The organism is Pseudomonas sp. LBUM1657 (assembly GCF_059716075.1).
In genome coordinates this window covers 2,069,151-2,088,808 of the sequence record NZ_CP166799.1, presented here as the reverse complement: position 1 = coordinate 2,088,808, position 19,658 = coordinate 2,069,151, and the positions used below count along the sequence as shown (strand labels likewise).

The 19,658-nt window shown below is 47.3% G+C and carries 18 protein-coding genes; 3 read left to right on the top strand and 15 right to left on the bottom strand.

The genetic code is table 11. The features are described 5' to 3' along the window. The 13 genes from rfbC to ACA055_RS09445 form a co-directional block, all read right to left on the bottom strand. Positions 1–540, bottom strand: coding sequence for a dTDP-4-dehydrorhamnose 3,5-epimerase (rfbC, locus tag ACA055_RS09505; RefSeq protein WP_497683386.1), 540 nt, complete (start codon positions 538–540; stop codon positions 1–3). After that, on the bottom strand, positions 537–1,415 hold the full coding sequence (gene rfbA, locus ACA055_RS09500) for a glucose-1-phosphate thymidylyltransferase RfbA (RefSeq protein ID WP_497683385.1): 879 nt from the start codon (positions 1,413–1,415) through the stop codon (positions 537–539). The genes rfbC and rfbA overlap by 4 nt, the downstream gene beginning before the upstream one ends. Positions 1,416–1,467: 52 nt before the next feature. Then, positions 1,468–2,538 (bottom strand): dTDP-glucose 4,6-dehydratase, encoded by a 1,071-nt coding sequence (gene rfbB, locus ACA055_RS09495; RefSeq protein WP_497683384.1) that lies wholly within the window; start codon positions 2,536–2,538, stop codon positions 1,468–1,470. Positions 2,539–2,616: 78 nt separating this feature from the next. Next, positions 2,617–4,023, bottom strand: a complete 1,407-nt coding sequence (locus tag ACA055_RS09490; protein ID WP_497683383.1) for a mannose-1-phosphate guanylyltransferase/mannose-6-phosphate isomerase — start codon at positions 4,021–4,023, stop codon at positions 2,617–2,619. Positions 4,024–4,076: 53 nt separating this feature from the next. Continuing rightward, on the bottom strand, positions 4,077–5,183 hold the full coding sequence (locus tag ACA055_RS09485) for a DUF1972 domain-containing protein (RefSeq protein ID WP_497683382.1): 1,107 nt from the start codon (positions 5,181–5,183) through the stop codon (positions 4,077–4,079). Then, complete coding sequence (locus tag ACA055_RS09480) at positions 5,176–6,321, bottom strand: glycosyltransferase family 4 protein (protein WP_497683381.1); 1,146 nt, start codon at positions 6,319–6,321, stop codon at positions 5,176–5,178. The genes ACA055_RS09485 and ACA055_RS09480 overlap by 8 nt, the downstream gene beginning before the upstream one ends. 19 nt (positions 6,322–6,340) lie before the next feature. After that, a complete protein-coding gene (locus ACA055_RS09475) occupies positions 6,341–7,405 on the bottom strand; it encodes a polysaccharide pyruvyl transferase family protein (protein WP_497683380.1) in 1,065 nt (354 codons plus the stop codon). Continuing rightward, positions 7,402–8,577, bottom strand: coding sequence for an MATE family efflux transporter (locus tag ACA055_RS09470; protein WP_497683379.1), 1,176 nt, complete (start codon positions 8,575–8,577; stop codon positions 7,402–7,404). The genes ACA055_RS09475 and ACA055_RS09470 overlap by 4 nt, the downstream gene beginning before the upstream one ends. 19 nt (positions 8,578–8,596) lie before the next feature. After that, positions 8,597–9,673, bottom strand: a complete 1,077-nt coding sequence (locus ACA055_RS09465) for a glycoside hydrolase family 5 protein (RefSeq protein ID WP_497683378.1) — start codon at positions 9,671–9,673, stop codon at positions 8,597–8,599. Next, a complete protein-coding gene (locus tag ACA055_RS09460) occupies positions 9,648–10,559 on the bottom strand; it encodes an O-antigen ligase family protein (protein ID WP_497683377.1) in 912 nt (303 codons plus the stop codon). The genes ACA055_RS09465 and ACA055_RS09460 overlap by 26 nt, the downstream gene beginning before the upstream one ends. A gap of 356 nt (positions 10,560–10,915) precedes the next feature. Continuing rightward, positions 10,916–12,082 (bottom strand): acyltransferase family protein, encoded by a 1,167-nt coding sequence (locus ACA055_RS09455; RefSeq protein ID WP_497683376.1) that lies wholly within the window; start codon positions 12,080–12,082, stop codon positions 10,916–10,918. 293 nt (positions 12,083–12,375) lie between these two features. Then, positions 12,376–14,604: a polysaccharide biosynthesis tyrosine autokinase gene (locus ACA055_RS09450; RefSeq protein ID WP_497683375.1), complete on the bottom strand. Its 2,229-nt coding sequence runs from the start codon at positions 14,602–14,604 to the stop codon at positions 12,376–12,378. A 39-nt stretch (positions 14,605–14,643) separates the two neighbouring features. Further along, a complete protein-coding gene (locus ACA055_RS09445) occupies positions 14,644–15,084 on the bottom strand; it encodes a low molecular weight protein-tyrosine-phosphatase (protein ID WP_497683374.1) in 441 nt (146 codons plus the stop codon). Positions 15,085–15,551: 467 nt separating this feature from the next. Here ACA055_RS09445 and galU point away from each other — a divergent pair, with 467 nt between their 5' ends. Then, positions 15,552–16,385: a UTP--glucose-1-phosphate uridylyltransferase GalU gene (galU, locus tag ACA055_RS09440; protein WP_497683373.1), complete on the top strand. Its 834-nt coding sequence runs from the start codon at positions 15,552–15,554 to the stop codon at positions 16,383–16,385. Between the two features lie 351 nt (positions 16,386–16,736). Then, entirely contained in the window at positions 16,737–16,916 is a 180-nt protein-coding gene (locus ACA055_RS09435; protein WP_497683372.1) for a hypothetical protein, read from the top strand. Positions 16,917–16,953: 37 nt separating this feature from the next. On the opposite strand, the gene ACA055_RS09430 is transcribed toward ACA055_RS09435, so the two are convergent. Continuing rightward, positions 16,954–17,583: a hypothetical protein gene (locus tag ACA055_RS09430; protein ID WP_497683371.1), complete on the bottom strand. Its 630-nt coding sequence runs from the start codon at positions 17,581–17,583 to the stop codon at positions 16,954–16,956. Between the two features lie 101 nt (positions 17,584–17,684). After that, positions 17,685–18,059 (bottom strand): hypothetical protein, encoded by a 375-nt coding sequence (locus ACA055_RS09425; RefSeq protein ID WP_497683370.1) that lies wholly within the window; start codon positions 18,057–18,059, stop codon positions 17,685–17,687. Positions 18,060–18,674: 615 nt separating this feature from the next. Between ACA055_RS09425 and tal the strand changes: the two genes are divergently transcribed. Further along, a complete protein-coding gene (gene tal, locus ACA055_RS09420) occupies positions 18,675–19,601 on the top strand; it encodes a transaldolase (protein WP_497683369.1) in 927 nt (308 codons plus the stop codon). Positions 19,602–19,658: the final 57 nt, after the last annotated feature.

Here is a 19,658-nt window from a genome sequence, read left to right as displayed (position 1 = left end):
TCATTTCCTGCCTAATAGAGCTTGCAAGCTTGGGTTATGCAGGTCTTTTTCCGAAAGCCTGGGTGTTTCCAATGGCCACGGAATATTGACGTCAGGGTCATTCCAAATGAGACCGCCCTCTTCTTCTGGATAGTACAAATCGGTGCACTTGTATTGAAAATCGGCAATATCACTCAATACACAGAACCCGTGGGCGTACCCCGGTGGAATCCACAGTTGAAGATGATTATCTGCCGTCAGTTCAACGCCTACGAACTCTCCGCAGGTCGGAGACTCGGGGTTGATATCGACCGCCACATCGTAGACGGCGCCGCGCGTAACCCGGACTAATTTACCCTGGGGTCGAATACGCTGGAAATGCAAACCACGCAATACGCCATATTGAGACCGCGAGTGATTGTCCTGTACGAAAGGTAAATCAATTCCGGCGTCACGATAGCGCGGCTCCTGGTAGCACTCCACAAAGAAGCCGCGCTCATCGCCAAACACCTTGGGTTCGATAATTAGAACGCCGGGCAAATGGGTCTGGGTGACATTCATTTTGAAGGCCTCGCTGTCAACAGACCTGCCAGGTACTGGCCATAACCGGTCTTATGAAGAGCGGTGGCTTGCTTGTCCAGCTCCGCAGCACTCAGCCAGCCCTGGTTAAAGGCAACTTCTTCCAGGCACGCGACCTTCAAGCCTTGACGCGCTTCGATCGTCTGAACGAAATGCCCGGCTTCCATCAATGAATCATGAGTGCCGGTGTCCAGCCAGGCAAAACCACGCCCCAATACGCTGACGTGCAAATCGCCCCGTTGAAGGTATGCATTATTGATGTCAGTGATTTCGAGCTCACCGCGATGGGAGGGCTTCACCTGCTTCGCGATCTGCACTACATCGTTATCGTAGAAATAAAGTCCAGTGACCGCATAGTTAGATTTCGGGTGCTTAGGCTTTTCTTCGATGGAAATAGCTTTTCCGTTACCGTCAAACTCCACCACGCCAAAACGTTCTGGGTCAGCAACATGATAGCCAAATACCGTGGCACCGGATTGACGTTGCGCCGCCTCCAGCAAGTTTCCGCTAAAACCATAGCCATAGAAAATATTGTCGCCCAGCACCAACGCAACCTTACTATCACCGATAAATTCCTCTCCAATAATAAAAGCTTGGGCTAAACCATCTGGTGTAGGTTGTTCGGCATAGCTGAGTTTGATACCAAAAGAAGATCCATCACCTAATAGTTTCTCAAAATTAGGTAAGTCTTCCGGGGTTGAAATAATTAATATTTCGCGGATACCAGCAAGCATCAACACCGACAACGGATAGTAAATCATTGGCTTATCATAAACGGGCAACAGTTGTTTAGATACACCGCGGGTGATGGGGTGCAAACGGGTGCCGGAGCCTCCCGCGAGAATAATGCCTTTCATATTGGGATTCCCTTCGAAGCTGAGCGAGAACAGAGGTAGTTTTTGTCTGGTTTCAGGCGGATTGGCCAAGACGTTCTGGTTGGTACTGACCACTTAATACCCGTTGCCACCACTCTTGATTGTGCAAATACCAGTGCACCGTTTTACGCAGGCCGCTTTGAAAAGTTTCCTGAGGACGCCAACCTAGTTCAAGTTCAATCTTGCCGGCATCAATGGCATAACGCAGATCATGACCAGGCCGATCTTTGACGAAGGTAATCAAGTCGCGATAACGCTCGACACCTGCGGGTTTCTCAGGCGCCAACTCTTCGAGCAGGTCGCAGAGACTCTCGACTACCTCGATATTGGTTTTTTCATTGTGGCCACCGATGTTATAGGTCTCACCGGCCTCGCCTCGCAGCAACACCTCGCACAACGCACGGGCATGGTCCTCGACAAACAGCCAATCACGAATCTGCAAGCCATCGCCGTACACCGGCAACGGCCTGCCATGCAGGGCGTTGAGAATCACGTGAGGAATCAACTTCTCGGGGAAGTGATACGGACCATAGTTGTTCGAGCAGTTGGTGACCAATACTGGCAAACCGTAGGTACGTTGCCAAGCGCGTACCAGATGGTCGGAACTGGCCTTGGACGCGGAATAAGGAGAGCTTGGAGCATAGGCAGTGGTTTCACTGAACAGGCTATCGAGACCTTCTAAATCGCCATAAACCTCATCTGTGGAGATATGGTGGAAGCGGAACGCTTGCTTGTTCTCCTCAGCCAACCCGTTCCAATAGCGCCGGGTAGCTTCGAGCAAGGTATAAGTTCCCACAATATTAGTCTGGATAAAGTCTGCAGGACCATCAATGGAGCGATCGACGTGAGACTCGGCCGCCAGGTGCATCACCGCATCCGGACGAAACATCGTGAATACTTCGTCCAGTGCCTGAGCATTACAAATATCGACTTTAAAGAAGTGATATTGCGGCGATTCGGCAATGCTGGACAGCGAATCGGGATTACCCGCATACGTCAGCTTGTCCAGGTTCGCGACCCTAAACGTGGTTTCACTTATCAGGTGGCGTACCACTGCTGATCCAATGAAACCGGACCCACCGGTAACGAGGATATTTTTAAACATGAGTGGAGACCCTGACTACAAGATAAAATATTGAATCAATGATGGGTAGCCGCTATTGGGCTAGGGAGAAAGGCGGCGTCATGCGCGGCCGTACTTATCTTCAAACCTGACGATATCGTTCTCGCCCAGATAAGATCCCGATTGGACCTCTATCAACTCCAGGGGGATAACCCCGGGGTTCTCAAGAGCGTGCACTTGACCAATAGGTATGTAAGTCGACTGGTTTTCTGTAACCAAATAAGTCTTCTCGCCGTTAGTAACTTTCGCGGTACCGCTCACTACGATCCAATGCTCGGCGCGATGGTGATGCATCTGCACAGATAGCTTCGCTCCTGGCTGCACAGTGATACGTTTGACTTGATATCGAGAGCCTTTATCGATCGAGTCATACACACCCCATGGGCGATAGACTTCTCTATGGTTAACATGCTCGTGGCGATCAGCTCTTTTGAGTTGCTCGACAATTTTTTTAACGTCTTGTACTTGGTCCCTGTGTGCAACGAGGATTGCGTCGTTGGTTTCAACAATTACCAAGTCCGAAACGCCAATGGTTGCAACCAAACGACTATTAGCATGGACATAGGTATTGAATGTGTTTTCACTGAACACATCTCCCTTCAGCACGTTACCCTCGGTGTCTTTTGCAAAGGTGTCAGACAGGGCTGCCCACGAGCCTATATCGCTCCAGCCGGCATTCATGGTAACCATGACGGCGTCGGAGGTATTTTCCATTACCGCATAGTCAATAGAGTCCTCGGCGCAAGTAGCGAACAATGCACGGTCGACCCGAGTAAAATTCGAGTCCTGCGAACCATTGTTCAAAGCCTCGATACAGACAGAGAGGATTTCCGGCCGGAACTTTTGTAGTTCCTCAAGATATCGACTCGCGCGAAACAGAAACATTCCGCTGTTCCAGAAGAACGAGTTGGTTAGCAAGTACTCCTGAGCCAGCGCCATGTCAGGTTTTTCGACAAACCGGTTCACCCGATAACCACCGCCCCCAACACCTTCGCCCTTCTCGATATAGCCATAGCCTGTTTCAGGATACGTTGGCACGATACCAAAGGTGACTAACTTACCGTCCTTGGCCAGTGGCAACGCGCCCCTGATACTCTCTTGGAAAGCTGCAACATCTTTGAAGCTATGATCCGCCGGCAAGATCAACAGAATCGGATCTTCATCTCCAGAAGTTGCCTGCAACGCCGCCAGTGCAACCGCAGGTGCGGTGTTACGACCTATGGGCTCAAGCAGAATATTGGAATCTTCAAGCCCCAATTTGCGCATCTGCTCAGCGGCGAGAAATCGGTGCTCTTCATTACAAATCAGTCGTGGTGACTGTATATCCAATCCATCAAGTCTCTGGATGGTGGACTGGAGCAAAGAGAGGTCACTATCGGATAACGCCAGAAACTGCTTGGGATTCAGTTGGCGCGAAAGCGGCCAAAGGCGCGAACCCGTACCTCCAGATAAAATAACCGGAATCATTTAGAACCTCATCGAAAAGCAATAGTTGAGATAAGACTGAAGTGGTTGATGTCTTATGAAGTGTGCCATTCAATAAACAGCTGTTCATATTCGCTCAACACCTTCTCCCATTTGAAAGACTCAGAAAATCTTACTGTGCCCGCTTGCTTCATCGCCGCAATACGTTCCTCATCACTCAGCAATGTATCCAGAAGTAGAGAAAGAGAACCTCGATCAGTAAAGTAAGCAGCACTTTCACCCACGACCCAACGGTTAAATAAATTATCGTGAGCAATAATTGCGCAACCGGCACCCAGCGCTTCGACTAAAGACGGATTGGTGCCACCAACGCGATGACCATGCAGATAGAACCGACTGAAATACCTGAGCGACTGAACGACTTTCGAATCGTAGATGGCACCAGGAAATATCACTTCGCTACTGGCTGCATCCAATACCTTTTTATGATACTCATTGGTGCTGGGAGTAAAGTTTCCAAGCACGACAAGCTTATGATTTCTGACCGATGAACTGAAAGCAGCAACCATTTCCAGAAAGGAATTTTCCGGTTCCGGCCTTGCGATAATGATAGAGAAGTTCTCTGGCTCTAAAGCGAACGCAGTCAATACTTCAATAGAAGCGGATTTAACTTCATCCCCACCATAGGGAATCATGGTTATCTTATCGGCTCTCACCCGTGTTGCGAGATGTTCTTTAATTTTCGGGTGGTCGGCTACCAAATGATTGCCTACCCAGCACCCGAACCTTTCATTTAACCAGAACCAGGTCTTGGCTATTCTCCCCCACTTCTCTCGACGCCATTCAATGCCGTCCATATTGATAATATTGACCTGGCCCTTCAGGCGCTGAAGGAGATTGAAAATGGCAGTGTTATACCCCAACGTCAGAAACAGACCCTTTTCCCCCAAGGCATGCCACACGGCCTTGAAGTCGAAAACAACGGTACCCAATGCGCCGTCCCTAGAGACAGGTATGTGAATTCGACGAATACCGTTCCAGTCTGTTTCCGTGATTGGACCCGTTCCGACTTCCTGACAATAAACGGTTATCTTCCAACCCTTAGCCTGCAAATAGACCGCCAGCTTTTCAGCAAATGTCTCAAAGCCTCCGTGCTGTGCCGGGATGCCTCTTATACCTAGAATCAACAAATGCCTACTCATGAGTTTCAAACACCTTAATATGCAGACGCGCTACGCGGGTCCAATCATGCTTATCTATCATCGTGGTCCGGGCACGCTGCGAAATTTTCTCAGCGGTACCTGAGCCCAGCGCCACAATTATCTGTTGAGCCAAATCCTGCGGATTATCAGTTTCAAACAAAAACCCATTTTGATTTTCATCGACGACTTCAGCCATCGCGGGCAACCGTGAAGACACAGTAATACAGCCATACGACATGGCCATTAGCAACACACCGCTTTGATAGATCTTCTTATAGGGCAACACAACCACATCGGCGGCGGAGTAATAAAAATCAACATCCTCATCTTTGATGTACCGGATATGTGGTATCACAACATCAGATATATTTTTTGACTTAATTAACTCTTCATAACCCTCAAATGAATCCTTCCAGACCTTCCCGGCGATCAATAGCACGGCTTGGGGTTCAAGCTGAGACACGATCTCCATGGCGTTTAAAAGTACATCTAAACCCTTTACCTTTTTGATCTGCCCAAAAAAAAGTATTAGCTTTTTATCGTCAGGCAGTGCCAGATGCTGGCGCGACAACGCGGGGTCTTGTCTTTGCACAAAAGGAAGATAGTTACCATGTGGTATAATAGATATTTGCTTTTTTATGCCTTGAGCAGAAATCACGCCCTGCAATTCTTGCCGAGAGAACTCGTTATGAACGATAAACTCCTCAGGAGCCCTCAGGATAGCGGTGTGGGTGCGAGTCAGAGAATTTCCCGAAAATGACTCAACATCATGAATGGTTGCAATTATCTTTACCCCACTCATCTTTAACAGCTTGCACGTTATCAATTCGAGCAGCGAATATTGAAAGAAATGCAAATGGCAGACTTTTCCGCCTTTTTTCTTTATATCTGCAATGGACCTTATCAGCGCAATGACGAATCGAAGCAGCCTGACAAACTTATTAGACTTTCCGTAAACGCCCTTGAAAAACTTATTTATTGTAAAATTACTTGAACTTCTCTCAAGCGATTCAGGGCATGTGTAGAGATTGACACGTGCATTATTTAGAACCAGTCCTTGCCCAAGGCCAGTATTATAATAGTTCATCCCTCCGTGCCCTCCCACTGGTTCGATGATAAAGTAATCAAAATAACCCATGGAAAAATCCTTATTCAACTTAATTTAACGATTGATATATTTCGCAAATAGTCGATTGCGCCAACTGTCTATGCGCGCTCTTCTCGTTTGTAAAGCCAGAAGCGTATTCAGGCACAAAGGTTTGTATCGCCCCTCTGTGAATTAGACATTGAGCGGTTTGAGTTTCAGAGGTAAATTTCTTATTTTTATCGGAGTAGTTATATAAAGAAAAAGGAGTACCTAGCGAGTAGGCGACTACTGCAGGATGCAATCGAGCGCTGAGTAGATGCCTTGCTTGCTTTATAAATGAAATCGAGTTATCGATATCACAACCTGAAATCTTAAGCACTGAAACACCTTTATCCTTCAATGCATTTTCAGCATACAACGATACTTCAGTATCAACCTCAGAATCAGCATTAAAAATTCCAACTCTATTAACGCCCAAATCACTACATATCTTGAGCGCAAGGTCTAACAACTGACTACAAATATCACTACTAGATTGATCACCATAACCTTCAAGATCACGCAAGCACAATACGATGTAATCACCCGCTTCACACAGATCATTTACCATATCGTTTTTACTTATATCGAGGGCATAGGCAAGATCTACAGATTGTTTAATTTTTCCGATGCGGGCCCAAGGATTTATTGTTTTTACAATCTGTAGAGAAGCTTTATCTCTAACATAAAACGTTTTGGCTATAACGGTTGCGAAAAACAATATCAATCGGGTTTTTAATTTTTTATGATTATCGACGCCAATACTTGCATAGATAATACTGGCACCGAATAGACGACCTAACGCCATGTACTTGATCCCACCAGTACCGCCCTCATCCATGAAGCAAGTTCCACCACCCCAAACGATCGCGGAGCTTTTTATAACACTCTTGTATACCTGCATTCTATTAGCACTATTAAGTTCCACCACGCCGATCTTGTTGATCTCGATAAAACTTTGATTTCTTAGCGACTCGCCATCACCGTACGTTAAGACTGTAAATTGCACCCCTGGCTTCTGCATTGCCAGGAGCGACTTCAGCATTAGAAGATCACCGAAGTTATTTCCATAATACCCAATAACAGAAACATTCATACTTTGATGCTCTTTCTATAAAGAATTAAGTACGAGATGGCTATGAAGAACTCGCTAGCCACGATGCTTGCACCAATGCCTTTGGCTTCGAAACACATAAACAATATAAATAAACAGACTTGCAATACCACGCCGACACCGGCGATCATTATTTTCCTACTTACCCATTCCTCGCTCAACAATCCGGCGCCTAACGGTGTCGCAAAAAACCTAAAGGGAATAGATAGGGCAGCAATCTGTAATACCTGCCCCGCATAATCATATTCACCACCGAAAACCAAACGTACGATATCCTGAGAGTAGCCGCATAATCCGGCAGCAAATATAGATCCTACTGCAAACGAATACATTGCATGCTTAATGGGTACTGACTTCTCATGACTTGAGAGAGAATGATATTTTTTTATCAAATAGGTGTTAAACACTGTATTTGGCGCTATATACAGCGCAGTGAGCAATGTATTACATATTGCTAGATACCCTGAATAAGTAGACCCATAAATCAAGCCTAATAGAGAAATAGGAATCTGCAACTGAGCTATATTCAGCGCACCATTTAATGAATATTTAATAGAGTCTTTAAGAAATCCAACAACTTTCAATCCTGCGTTTTTTTTGTGGCGCGTTAACAGTGCTAGGCACAACACTGCGCAAAATATATTGGCACCTCCCAGAGCGCCTGCGGCGCTATTCAAACTAGGAGTGATCACATAAAAAACCGTAGCAACAATCAGAACTCTTGAGAGAGGTACAACAACCTGCCCGAACGAAATTCGTAGAGAGCTACTCCTGAGTTGCCCTTGGGTTATCACTATTGCTTGAGAGGATAACGCTACAACACCCGTCGCCAGAGCTACCGCCTGAAAAATACCGATTCCGGCACCGTACAGCAGAGCGACACTCACCAGATAAGCACCTAAGGTATTGAGCAAAAGGCAAGCGTATGCAATTTGCACATACTCAGCATATTCATCCGGTTTCCGACTGACTCTTCTAAGAAGCAGGCTATTAACTCCGCTGAATGCCAAAGCTCCGAGGGTTATAGTGATAGCATTAGAGAATGATATAAGTCCAAAGCTGGACGCATCCAACGCCCTACTTAATATCACTTGAAGTAAAAAAGTTGTGCCAGCGGCACCAAAAGAAGAAATCAACAACTGAATTGCCTTCAAGTAAAACTCCTACTCGCCCTCAATCTGAGGTCTGAAATCGATCATTTAATTTGAAGTGAGCTTTCAGCAGCGAATATTTTTTTGATGCCGAATCCGGAGCTAGTCCTTTTTTTGTAAGTGATAATTTAGGATTCCAGATATCCGCTTCTTTATAGGAGTGATAGAACCAACTCCAGCCATTGCGCTCAAACAACTCAAGCAGCGTGTTCATATACAAATCAGAGTCATGAACCGGGCTATAATTCGAAACACTAAATTCCCCTACTACTACCGACCCTGGATAGCTTAAGACTCGACACAGTGTTTTTTTGAAATATAGGTCCAAGCCTCTCTCGCTTCTCAGCAAGAATGGCAAGCGCTGATTTTTAGGGAAGTTATGAACTCCCTGATGCGTAAAATCCCCTGGATCATAATAATGCAGACTTCCAATTATCTGCTTATTATCAATCAAGTGCGTGATTTCGCTCCAGTTAGATCGCTGTCCATTTGGAATACCATTCGGTTGAATGGTTATGCGTGGCTGGATCAGAACCAACTTTCCGGGGGAGACGTCCAGGATGGTTGTTGAAATTTTCTGCAAAAAAACAAGATATTCATTAAGTTCTGTAGGTGCGGGCTCATTTACTATGTCATAGCCAATCACCGCGGTTTCATCTTTGAAACGCTCTGCCAGTTGGCTATAGCTTTCGATCAGATTTCGCTGCAATTCAGCGTTACGCCAATACTCATCATCTTTGGATCCCGAATATTTTTTGACATTACCGGGAAACGTATGAATATCGATCACGAGCAATATATTATATTTTTTTGCATAGATAATGTAGTTATCAAGAACCGCAACTGCGGCACTATCTAATCCGCCTTTATCATCAAATAGTGGACGTGAAGCAAAGGCGACCCGCACAGCATTAACATTTAGACTATCAAGATCCTTGAAATCTTGATCAGTAAGATTCAAGTCGATATTAAAGCCTCTTAACTGCATACCGACCTTATAGTCCTGAACTCTTCTTTCGGACGCGAATGAGCTAAACGCGAATGCAAAAAGCATCACAAAAAGCAAAGCGTTTCTAAGCATATCGTTTTGCTCGATCATTGAGAGCGCAGATAATTCCAAAATTTATCCAGATAATAGCTTGGATACTATCGGCTCGAAATGACCAGCCCTGAATCCCGGTAATCAATATGGCAATAATAGAAACCATTGCGGCCGCGGAAGCATTATTGACAGCCACACCGCGCCCTCTCTTAATTGTATTCTTGTGAATTTTGTAAACACCGAATATTAGCGCCAAATAGCTAACAATCCCTAGAATCCCGGTTTCCGCCATGACCAACAGGTACATATTGTGTGCGGGATATCTGAAACTCTTTGAAGCCCCAAATTCGTCGTACTTCTCCATTACATCTACAAAGTTATTCCACCCCACACCAATGAGTGGATGCTCTACAAACATATTCAGAGCGATTTTTGCCAAAATCAGTCTCGATGTAGTGCTCGACTCCGGCGCATCAAAAAAACGTGCATATAAATTTTCCAGGTTATAAATAGCACCGGCCAAAATTACGACAGAAAACACCAACGAAGTGTAGACAATTTTTTTGTTTCTTAAAATCGAACTCCCATTTGGGCGCTTAAAATAGAACAAACAAAGACCTACTACAAAAAAATACAGTACGATCTGAGTTCGTGAGTAAGTCAGGCAAATAACCACAAATCCCGCGGCGATTGCGCTGATATACAGCATTCTGCCCCGACCATTAACGGCCCCATATACGCAAAACGGCAGTAACAATACGGTGAATAGGGACAGCAAAGCCGGATGCCTTAACGTACCCGTGACTCGGGTAATACCATTTTCTACAAAGAGTTCTTTAACCTGCTGAGCATCCTCAGTAACATCACCGGTTGCCAATTGATAAGCCGCATACAAAGTCTCAAACAGTATCAGCAGCGCCGTTACTTTTGTGAATTTTTCCATGGACTTACCGTCTTGGAAAACCGACCTTACCACTAAGAACAAAACTATGATTTTCCAATGCCTGAAGATTTCATATAGCGTAAAACTCACAGCTTCCGAATTAATTATTGACACAGATGACAGAACGACAAAACAAATAGCCATTCCGGTGATCCGATCAATTTTAATCTTTTCAAGGTTGATTTTTTTACTGAAGAAGATGATTGATACAAGTATCAATATTAGGAATATATCGTAGGGCGCAATGGATAGCTCCGCGCCCCCAAGATGTATTTCCGCTCCTGTCAATCGATATCTCAGATTGAATGCCGTCGCCACCAATAACAATGGAAACAATATGTAGTTGACGAGGACCCTTACTGGCATTTTAGTTCTCTAGCATAAATTGAAGCAGCTACTCTCTTGCCTATATCAATAAATGGCATCTCTACATACCGATGAATTAACGTCGAAACCGCATAAGTCAACAGTATTGAGAGGCAAATAAACATCGCTGTCTTATCGCTACTTAAATAGCCTAACTCTCTCGCTAGGATAAGCACCAAGTCAATTATAAGGATATGGATCAAGTAGGTGGAGTACGACAGCACACCCAACCTGACCAAAACAGCATTCCTTAAAGGCGCTTTCAATAGTTCGAAGGCTTTGGTTATCAAAGGCAGTTCCAGCCTGCTGTTGAGCTTGAGTACGATGGCTAACATCGACCATAAAGTGATAGAGGCAAAACTGGCAAAGGAACGGGTAATCAGACCAACCGCCAATACTATGACGACGATTAAAAGTCCATTTTTCAACGCACTACCTTCATCGCGCCTAATCAAGTCATGGGTCAGCATGCCTATGATGAATACGGGTAGTTTCACTAGAATAAAACTGCCATAAGAGAATGTCAGGCTTGATTTGGTCAGCAGCAACAGCGCAAGCAAACTTGACGCAACAAGTAGTTCCTTGCCTCGTTTAAGCAGAAACGCCGCCATGATAAACGGTGCGATTAGGTAGAACTGCCATTCCAGAGTGAGACTCCACGCCGGAGCCAAAAAGGAATCCCCTGAATGTGCAAGCCATTGATCCGGAATCACTCCCTGCAGCAATAGCAAGCAGGGAAGTAGGTAAGCCGCAATATTACTCGTTATGCTCGTCCAGTAACTCTCAATAGCAGCCACTTGCCCTGGGGTATTCCAAGGCATCTCCATGCGAACACTCATCCTGTCGTTAAATAATAATACGGCCAGGAACATAGCCAGCAGATAGATTGGAATGATTCTGAAAGCTCGGCGAATAATATATGATCCATAGCCGCTATTTTTACCGCATAGTGCCTTTGCGATAAAAAAGCCACTTAGACAGATAAATATGTCTACCGGAATGGCGGTGGCCAACAAAAACTCGTTAACCATGGACGGTACATAGCCTATCGACTGACGAAAGCAAGAGTAGAGATGGCCAAAAACGACCCACCACGCCATCAAGCCTCGAATAGACTCCAGCTCTACGTAAAATCCTTGTTTATCTGCTATAGCCATCTTTATCTCAAATATCTATTAGGAGGCGCCACTTTAGATTTAATAACTAACAGCAATTACTTCCCAATTAGTTAGATCCGAGCCACAGGCTTCTCGTCAGAAATTTTTAGTTTTCCACGCTACCGCCCCAGGATTTATAGTCATTTTCCTGAGAACGCGGCACGCTTATTCTCCCACTAACCCCGATACTTACTTAGCATCCCCCGCCCCGCTTAAGTAAGTATCGCAACAACTCATACTCTAATTTTTATCCGATGAATCCAACGGCAACTGAACCAAGCGTGGCCACGCAATCAACTGAGGTCTGATTTATACTCATAGTTGTAATAGCCATATGCACCATATCCGTACTTTGCCGAAGCACGTTTTTCCACTCCATTAAAGATGGCGCCTTTCAACTCGATCCCGTTTTGTGCGAATCTGCGGATGGTGAGTTCAACTTCTCTTGATGGGTTAAAGCCGTAACGAGCAACAATTAAACTCGTTCCGGCCTGCCGACCAACAATTGCAGCATCTGTTACGGCTAACAGCGGCGGAGTATCCAGGATTACTAGGTCATAGAGTTCGCTAACTTGCAACAGGAACTCAGTGAAATTCCGATGCATTAGCAACTCTGAAGGATTAGGAGGTATTTGTCCGCGACTGATGAAATCTAAATTTTCAACATCTGTCTTATGAATCGCGGTTGCAAGGTCACAGCGTTTCGCCAAGACATCGGACAACCCATTAGTACTTGATGTGTTCAAAACTTTGTGGATGTAACCTTTGCGCATATCCACATCAATCACTAATACGCGCTGGCCTGTTTGTGCGATCACCGCTGCCAGATTGACGGAAACAAATGTTTTGCCGACTTGCGGGCTAGGGCCAGATATCATCAAGCAGTTGTTGTCAGCTTCATGCATCGCAAAATGCAGGCTCGTGCGCAAGCTACGTAGTGCTTCAATCGCTAGATCTGTTGGGTGGTTGATAGCCAATAATGAGAGGCCCTTGTCCGTAGACTTGCCGCCCCGCTTAATTTTTTCCTCTTCTACTTTTTGCAACACGCTATAAGGAATGGACGCATATACCGGGAGCCCAAGCTTCTCGATGGCTTCCGGCGTCTCCAGTCCCCGATTCAGCGCTTTGCGCAGCAGGACTAGCAATATCGCCAGGAATCCGCCAAGGAAAGTTGCAATCAACACAATCAGGATTTTTTTGGGTTTAACCGGTTTGATTAGGTTCACATCCGCCGTATCAATCAAACGCACATTACCTATGGTCCCGGCTCGCATTACGTCCAGCTCTTGAGATTTGTTCAATAGCTGCGTATAGATCGCGGTACCTACCTCGACATCACGATTCAGGCTGAGTAGCTCTTGCTGTGTAGAAGGAAGGTCTTGGACCCTCTCTCCCAATTTTTGTTGCTTACTACTCAATTCACTAATCTGAGCGAGCAGCGCACGGTAGGCTGGATGTTGCCGGGTGAATTTTCTGTCCATCTCAGCCTGTTGCAGCTTCAGCTGAGAGATAGCGGTATCCAGCGCCACAATCTGGTCCAGAATAGCTTTGGTTTCCAGGCTGATATCAACGGACTTGGTGCGAGTCTGGTACGAGTTGAGAGCATTTCCGGCCTTTTCTAGGTCGCCCTTGACCTGAGGCAGTTGTTCCTTCAAAAACTCCAGGCTTTGAGCAGCCTCAGCTGACGTGCGCTGGACGTTTTGCTCTACATAGAGTTCGGAGATTTTATTCAGTATTTTTACAGCTAGCTCAGGCTCTGTGCTCTCTAACGCCAGCCCGATAATGCCTGATTCTTTCCCTCGTTCCGTGACATCCAGTGCTTCTTGATAATCCAGAATACTAGTCAAGCGCGGTTTGCGGACTATACGAAATCTGGCCCCCGGGTTGGCATGCATCTCCTCAACAAAAATTTTAGCTCCGCGCTCATTGATGACTTCTCCGATCTGACCATCGACAAGCAACTCGTCATCTTCATCAAACAGCTGGAAATCACCATTCTTACCAGCAATAAATGTTAGTTTCTTAGCTAACTTATCTTGCGGCAAGTCAAGTTGGGTTATTTTTAATTCCTCGCCACCCCAAGCATAACTGTCCATACCAAGCCATGGACTGGCTATTTCACCAGGGTTGGAATTTTTAAAACGACGAGCCAAAAACTCACCAAATACTGGAAAATAAATGGGCTCTACGTTAATTGCCAACCCTAGCTCATCGACCGTCTTGCCAATCACCGCACGAGACTTGATCAGTTCAATCTCGGTAGCAGAGGGCGATTCTTTCCCCAACATGCTGCTGACATCGGAGAAACCCAGCAGGTCATTCTTTTTAGCTTCTACCTGCAGCAGCGCATTGGCCTGAAAGACCGGCGTAGCCAACACCGCATATGCCGCCCCCGTCACCATAAAGGCACCGGTGATGGTAGCAATCAGCCATTTATGGTCAATAAGTGTTCCAAACAAGCCGAGAAGATCGATCTCGTCATTGTCGTCTTCCCGCACGTTGATTACTGGCGCTTGCTGCATAAGTCGGATTTGCCTTGATTGCGATTCAAATAGTGGCTATCAGCGTGCTAGACGCTGCGCCCATGCGTATACGGCTTCTTCTATCAGCGCATAAGCGTGTAAAAAAGCGGGTTTTCCTTGACGGTAGGGATCACTGATTTCACGGTCGTCTTGCCATTTACCCAGCAGGAAGACTTTGCCCCGCGCTTCCGGCGCAATGCTGAGGACACCGGAGACATGACGTTTCTCCATCACCAATATGAGATCTGCCCCACTGACAGATTGACGCGTTAGCTGCATGGCTTTGTGATCCATTGGCAAATGACCGTGCTCTTGAAGCACGGATTGCGCAGTCGGTTCTATTGGATAGTCGACCATTGCTGCCAAGCCAGCAGATTTGACCTCGATATCTGGTCGAGATAATGCGTCTCGCATTAGGCTTTCGGCAGTAGGGCTGCGGCAGATGTTGCCAATACAGACGATCAGAATTTTTTTAACCATGGCAACCTCCCTGTACCTGATGTAATGAGCTGTTATAGATTGATACAACAAGCAATCAAAAATAACATTTACGAAACACTCATTTCTTCCACAGCTTATTTGTTTATAGGAAGGTGGCATTTCCCTATCATCTGGAAAACGCATTGAGCATTTTCCATGATGAAAATCTTAACTGCGAACGCACGACGACATCAACCTTTAATGCCAGGCAATTACTTATTGGCACAGCACAAAGACCTATTCAACAAATAAAGATGGACATTAAATAACATTTACTTTATCCGCCAGACGTAACTTAACATTTTCGGTTTTTCATACGCTTTCTACAACATCTTATGGTATTTATTACAAGAATACAGAAGCCATCATCTTTTCAGCGCTAGCAACTTTATAAAATGCGATGACATGAAGTTCCTTTGTTATTTTTGTTATTAACATTTCTATCGTATATATAACAGGACACCTACATGATCCGTAAATGCCTATTCCCCGCAGCTGGCTACGGCACTCGCTTTTTGCCCGCCACCAAGGCCATGCCCAAGGAAATGCTGCCGGTTGTGAATAAACCTCTGATCCAGTACGGCGTAGAGGAAGCGCGGGATGCGGGTCTTCAGCATATGGCGATCGTTACTGGTCGCGGCAAGCGGGCCTTGGAGGATCACTTCGACATCAGTTACGAGCTGGAACACCAGATTCGCGGTAGCGAAAAGGAGAAGTTCCTTTCGGGCACTCGTGAGCTGATGGAGACATGCACCTTCTCCTACACCCGTCAGGTGGAGATGAAGGGGCTGGGGCACGCCATTCTTTCTGGCCGGCCATTAATCGGTGACGAGCCGTTTGCGGTGGTGCTGGCTGATGACCTGTGCTTGAACCTGGAAGGCGATGGTGTGCTGTCGCAGATGATTGCACTCTACAAGCAGTTCCGTTGCTCAATCGTGGCCATCCAGGAAGTGCCCAACGATCAGACGCACAAGTACGGGATTATCGCTGGCGAGCAGATTCGCGAAGACATCTATCGGGTTAACAGTATGGTTGAAAAGCCTAAACCGGAAGATGCTCCTTCCAACCTGGCGATTATTGGCCGCTATATTCTGACGGCCGATATCTTTGACCTGATTGCCGATACCGAGCCTGGCAAGGGCGGGGAAATCCAGATTACCGATGCGTTGATGAAGCAGGCACAACAGGGATGTGTACTGGCTTACAAATTCAAAGGGCACCGCTTTGATTGCGGCGGCGCAGAAGGTTATATCGACGCGACCAATTTCTGTTACGAGAACTTGTATAAGAAAGGCTTGTAATCGGTATTTTTTTAGCTCTTGGGCGCCGCGTTTCTGAGCGGCCATAAACCTTTTGCATGGCAGACCACTATGAACGCTTCCAGATCACCAATTGACTCTGTCTACAAATCGCTGGACCCTTTTGCACCAGGCAATATGGTTATGGGGCGGGAGTTCACCGAGGGTAACAGTGGATTGATGGCCTGGTTGCGGACATACGAAATCCCCCCCTCCTCTTCCTCTCCACAACCAAGGTTACTTGTCGAACGCATTGGGCTCTTTCCTTCCTCTGGGGAGATTCGATGCACCGTTCGTAATCCGGTTGCCGTACTGGAGGATCTTCGGTCCCTGTATGGCAGTCAGGCACTGGACATGGACGAGAGCGACGGATTGAGCCTGACGTTCACCGAATGGCGCTGCAAGATCCACTTCTCGGAGACAGAACGCGAGATCCTGTTGAACGTTGAGAGTCGTGGTGATGTGGCGCTGATGCAGTTGAAAACTGCAGAGCTGCTGGCGCGGATTGAAGAGAAGAGCAGTTGTGAGTCCTAGCGTTGTCGTTTCACCCGGACTCGCGCTCAATCAGGATCTATAACCGTGACGACCCGCCAATGGTCCGCCAGTGAGGTTCCAAAACAGCCTTTTCGGCCCCCGAAAGGCTCACTGCAAGTGAATTGAGAATTCCCTCAGCGGTGTACTTAGGAATGCTCGTACTCAACAGGATGACCGTCAGCCCTAAACCCAGTACCGGCAGTGGAATTTTGCGAACTTCCTTTTTCTCCAGCCTGATAAGAAACACGCAGGCCGCAGCAGAACCTACAACCGCTCCGGCAATGGCTTCCGACAGAGGATGCAGCGACTGCCCGACATACTGGACGCTGAACCACCAAGTCGAGAGCAGCCCCGCCCCCAGCGCCAGCCATCTAAGACGGTGGTCCAGTTGGCGCAATAGCAAACTCAGGACAACGGTCGACACCAGGCAGGCGTTCATCGCGTGGCCGCTGATAACTGCGATATCCAGACTTTCCAGGCCGATACCCCAGCCCTTGAACAGCACTTTGCTGAGGCCGACGACGAAATAGGCAGTGGACAATACGCCTAGCCATAGGAGGGCGAATTTTTTCGATGCGGTACACCACAGCCAGCCGGCCACGACCAGGGCTGTTGGCAGCATAACGGTGATGCCGGCGTATTGGACGATGTATAGTTTTGAATCCAATTCACTTCCTCGAGTAAGTCCTGCCATTCAGTACAGCGTCAGGACTTTGTCGTGCATCATGCAGTTGTTCAATGATTTGGATCTCGAGTGCGAGCCTGGATTCAGCGATCCAGAAAGCACTTCAAGCGATTCTCTACGACAGCCACCGAATAGCTCGCGACATGCATCGCCAGCCCATCCTCCACCAACGCCTCCAACAAGGCCGTTTGTGCCTCAAAACGCAGATCGCGATTGAGCTTTCGTGCCGCGTGCATTTGATCGATCAATAGGTGAGTCACTTGATATGGGGTGCTGACTCTCAGGCGCCCCAGCCAGACGGGAAGTTTCTTTGCAGATTTACGTTGCCGGATACCCGTTAGACCCGTGGAGTAATTCGGCGAAGTGTCTTTTGAAACCTCGACGATCTCTTCAAACACGTCGGTCAACTTTTTTAATACATAGCCCAGCATCAGATCATCAAAGGCATCCAAACACATGCACCTCTTCACTTTGTGAAGTCATTTCTACCGAACGCACACTCGTTATTGTCACATTACACTTTATTTAGTTTGGATATTGGACGTATTCTAACGACCGTACAGCAGCCAAATAACATAACGATCGCAACTGCCCAACTTGAATATTACTGACCTTTAATAACAGGCACTGGAAACAACAATGCAAAGGACATGCAGCAATACTGCAGAGCCGCACTTGTTATTGGCCGGGTTCGGACAGTTATCGCGAAATATAACAACGCAGCAATGACTTCATAGATTGTGTAATTACACCTACAGTAATGCTCGCGTTAATCTGAGTGTTTAAGTGGCCAATCCAATTGTTCAGCAGTGTGGTTGAAGCGCCAAAATTACCTTTGTGAGGGCGGTTGCGTCGTTGCTACTGTCGGATCGGAGGCTCGGTTGCAACGGGTCAACCATCCACCGAGTTGAACCTGTGCGCCCGCCTGGCATCAAACTCAACGATACGACGCCCCGCCTTTCAAACACCTGTTTTCAGGTTGTTGCCCCCGGGACCATTGATCCGCATACATACCCTTGAGTGGCTGTCAGCGCTCGGGTAATGTCAACAGACCCATAGGACAGAGCACGCCCATGACTTCCAAGCTGGAACAACTCAAGCAAATGACCACCGTGGTTGCCGACACCGGCGACTTCGAAGCTATCGCTCGCGTTAAACCCGTGGACGCAACCACCAACCCTTCCCTGCTGCTCAAAGCGGCGGCCATTTCCGGCTATGCCGAGTTGCTGAACGCATGCGTCAGCGACTGCAAGGGCGATGTCGGCCTGGCCAGTGACCGTTTCGGCGTCGCGGTGGGACAAGAAATTCTGAAAGTGATCCCTGGCCGTATTTCTACCGAAGTGGATGCGCGCCTGTCGTTCGACACTGACGCCGTATTGAAGCGTGCGCACCGTTTGATCGACCTGTATGAAAAGGCGGGTATTGGCCGCGACCGCGTGCTGATCAAGATCGCCTCCACTTGGGAAGGCATCCGCGCCGCTGAAACTCTTGAAAAGGAAGGCATCCAGACCAACCTGACGTTGCTGTTCTCGTTCGCTCAGGCCGCGGCTTGTGCTGATGCGGGTGTATTCCTGATTTCCCCGTTCGTGGGCCGCATCTACGACTGGTACAAGAAGGCCAATGGCAACGACTACACCGGTGCGGATGATCCGGGCGTGCAGTCGGTGACGCGCATCTACAACTACTACAAGGCCAATGACTACAAGACCGTGGTCATGGGCGCGAGCTTCCGCAACCTTAATCAGATCGAACAGCTGGCCGGTTGCGACCGTTTGACCATCAGCCCGGATCTGCTGGAGAAACTGGCGGCGGACACTGGCAAGCTGGAGCGTAAATTGGCTCCGGGCCATGCTGGCGAAGCGCGTTTGAGCTTGAATGAAGCGCAGTTCCGTTGGTTGTCCAACGAGGATGCGATGGCGACCGAAAAACTGGCTGAAGGTATTCGTCAGTTTGCTCGGGACCAAGAGAAGCTTGAGGCTCTGCTGCAAGCCAAGCTGTAACTGCTTCGCAATGCAAAAAGGGCGAACCTTGGTGGGTTCGCCCTTTTTTATGCGTGT

Coding starts and splice junctions, on each gene's coding strand:
- ACA055_RS09450 (WP_497683375.1), bottom strand. CDS start 14,604: ATGCAGCAAGCGCCAGTAATCAACGTGCGGGAAGACGACAATGACGAG.
- galU (WP_497683373.1), top strand. CDS start 15,552: ATGATCCGTAAATGCCTATTCCCCGCAGCTGGCTACGGCACTCGCTTT.
- rfbC (WP_497683386.1), bottom strand. CDS start 540: ATGAATGTCACCCAGACCCATTTGCCCGGCGTTCTAATTATCGAACCC.
- ACA055_RS09425 (WP_497683370.1), bottom strand. CDS start 18,059: ATGTGTTTGGATGCCTTTGATGATCTGATGCTGGGCTATGTATTAAAA.
- ACA055_RS09460 (WP_497683377.1), bottom strand. CDS start 10,559: ATGGAAAAATTCACAAAAGTAACGGCGCTGCTGATACTGTTTGAGACT.
- ACA055_RS09485 (WP_497683382.1), bottom strand. CDS start 5,183: ATGAGTAGGCATTTGTTGATTCTAGGTATAAGAGGCATCCCGGCACAG.
- ACA055_RS09435 (WP_497683372.1), top strand. CDS start 16,737: ATGGACGAGAGCGACGGATTGAGCCTGACGTTCACCGAATGGCGCTGC.
- ACA055_RS09455 (WP_497683376.1), bottom strand. CDS start 12,082: ATGGCTATAGCAGATAAACAAGGATTTTACGTAGAGCTGGAGTCTATT.
- rfbA (WP_497683385.1), bottom strand. CDS start 1,415: ATGAAAGGCATTATTCTCGCGGGAGGCTCCGGCACCCGTTTGCACCCC.
- ACA055_RS09475 (WP_497683380.1), bottom strand. CDS start 7,405: ATGAATGTTTCTGTTATTGGGTATTATGGAAATAACTTCGGTGATCTT.
- rfbB (WP_497683384.1), bottom strand. CDS start 2,538: ATGTTTAAAAATATCCTCGTTACCGGTGGGTCCGGTTTCATTGGATCA.
- ACA055_RS09465 (WP_497683378.1), bottom strand. CDS start 9,673: ATGATCGAGCAAAACGATATGCTTAGAAACGCTTTGCTTTTTGTGATG.
- ACA055_RS09445 (WP_497683374.1), bottom strand. CDS start 15,084: ATGGTTAAAAAAATTCTGATCGTCTGTATTGGCAACATCTGCCGCAGC.
- ACA055_RS09480 (WP_497683381.1), bottom strand. CDS start 6,321: ATGGGTTATTTTGATTACTTTATCATCGAACCAGTGGGAGGGCACGGA.
- ACA055_RS09490 (WP_497683383.1), bottom strand. CDS start 4,023: ATGATTCCGGTTATTTTATCTGGAGGTACGGGTTCGCGCCTTTGGCCG.
- tal (WP_497683369.1), top strand. CDS start 18,675: ATGACTTCCAAGCTGGAACAACTCAAGCAAATGACCACCGTGGTTGCC.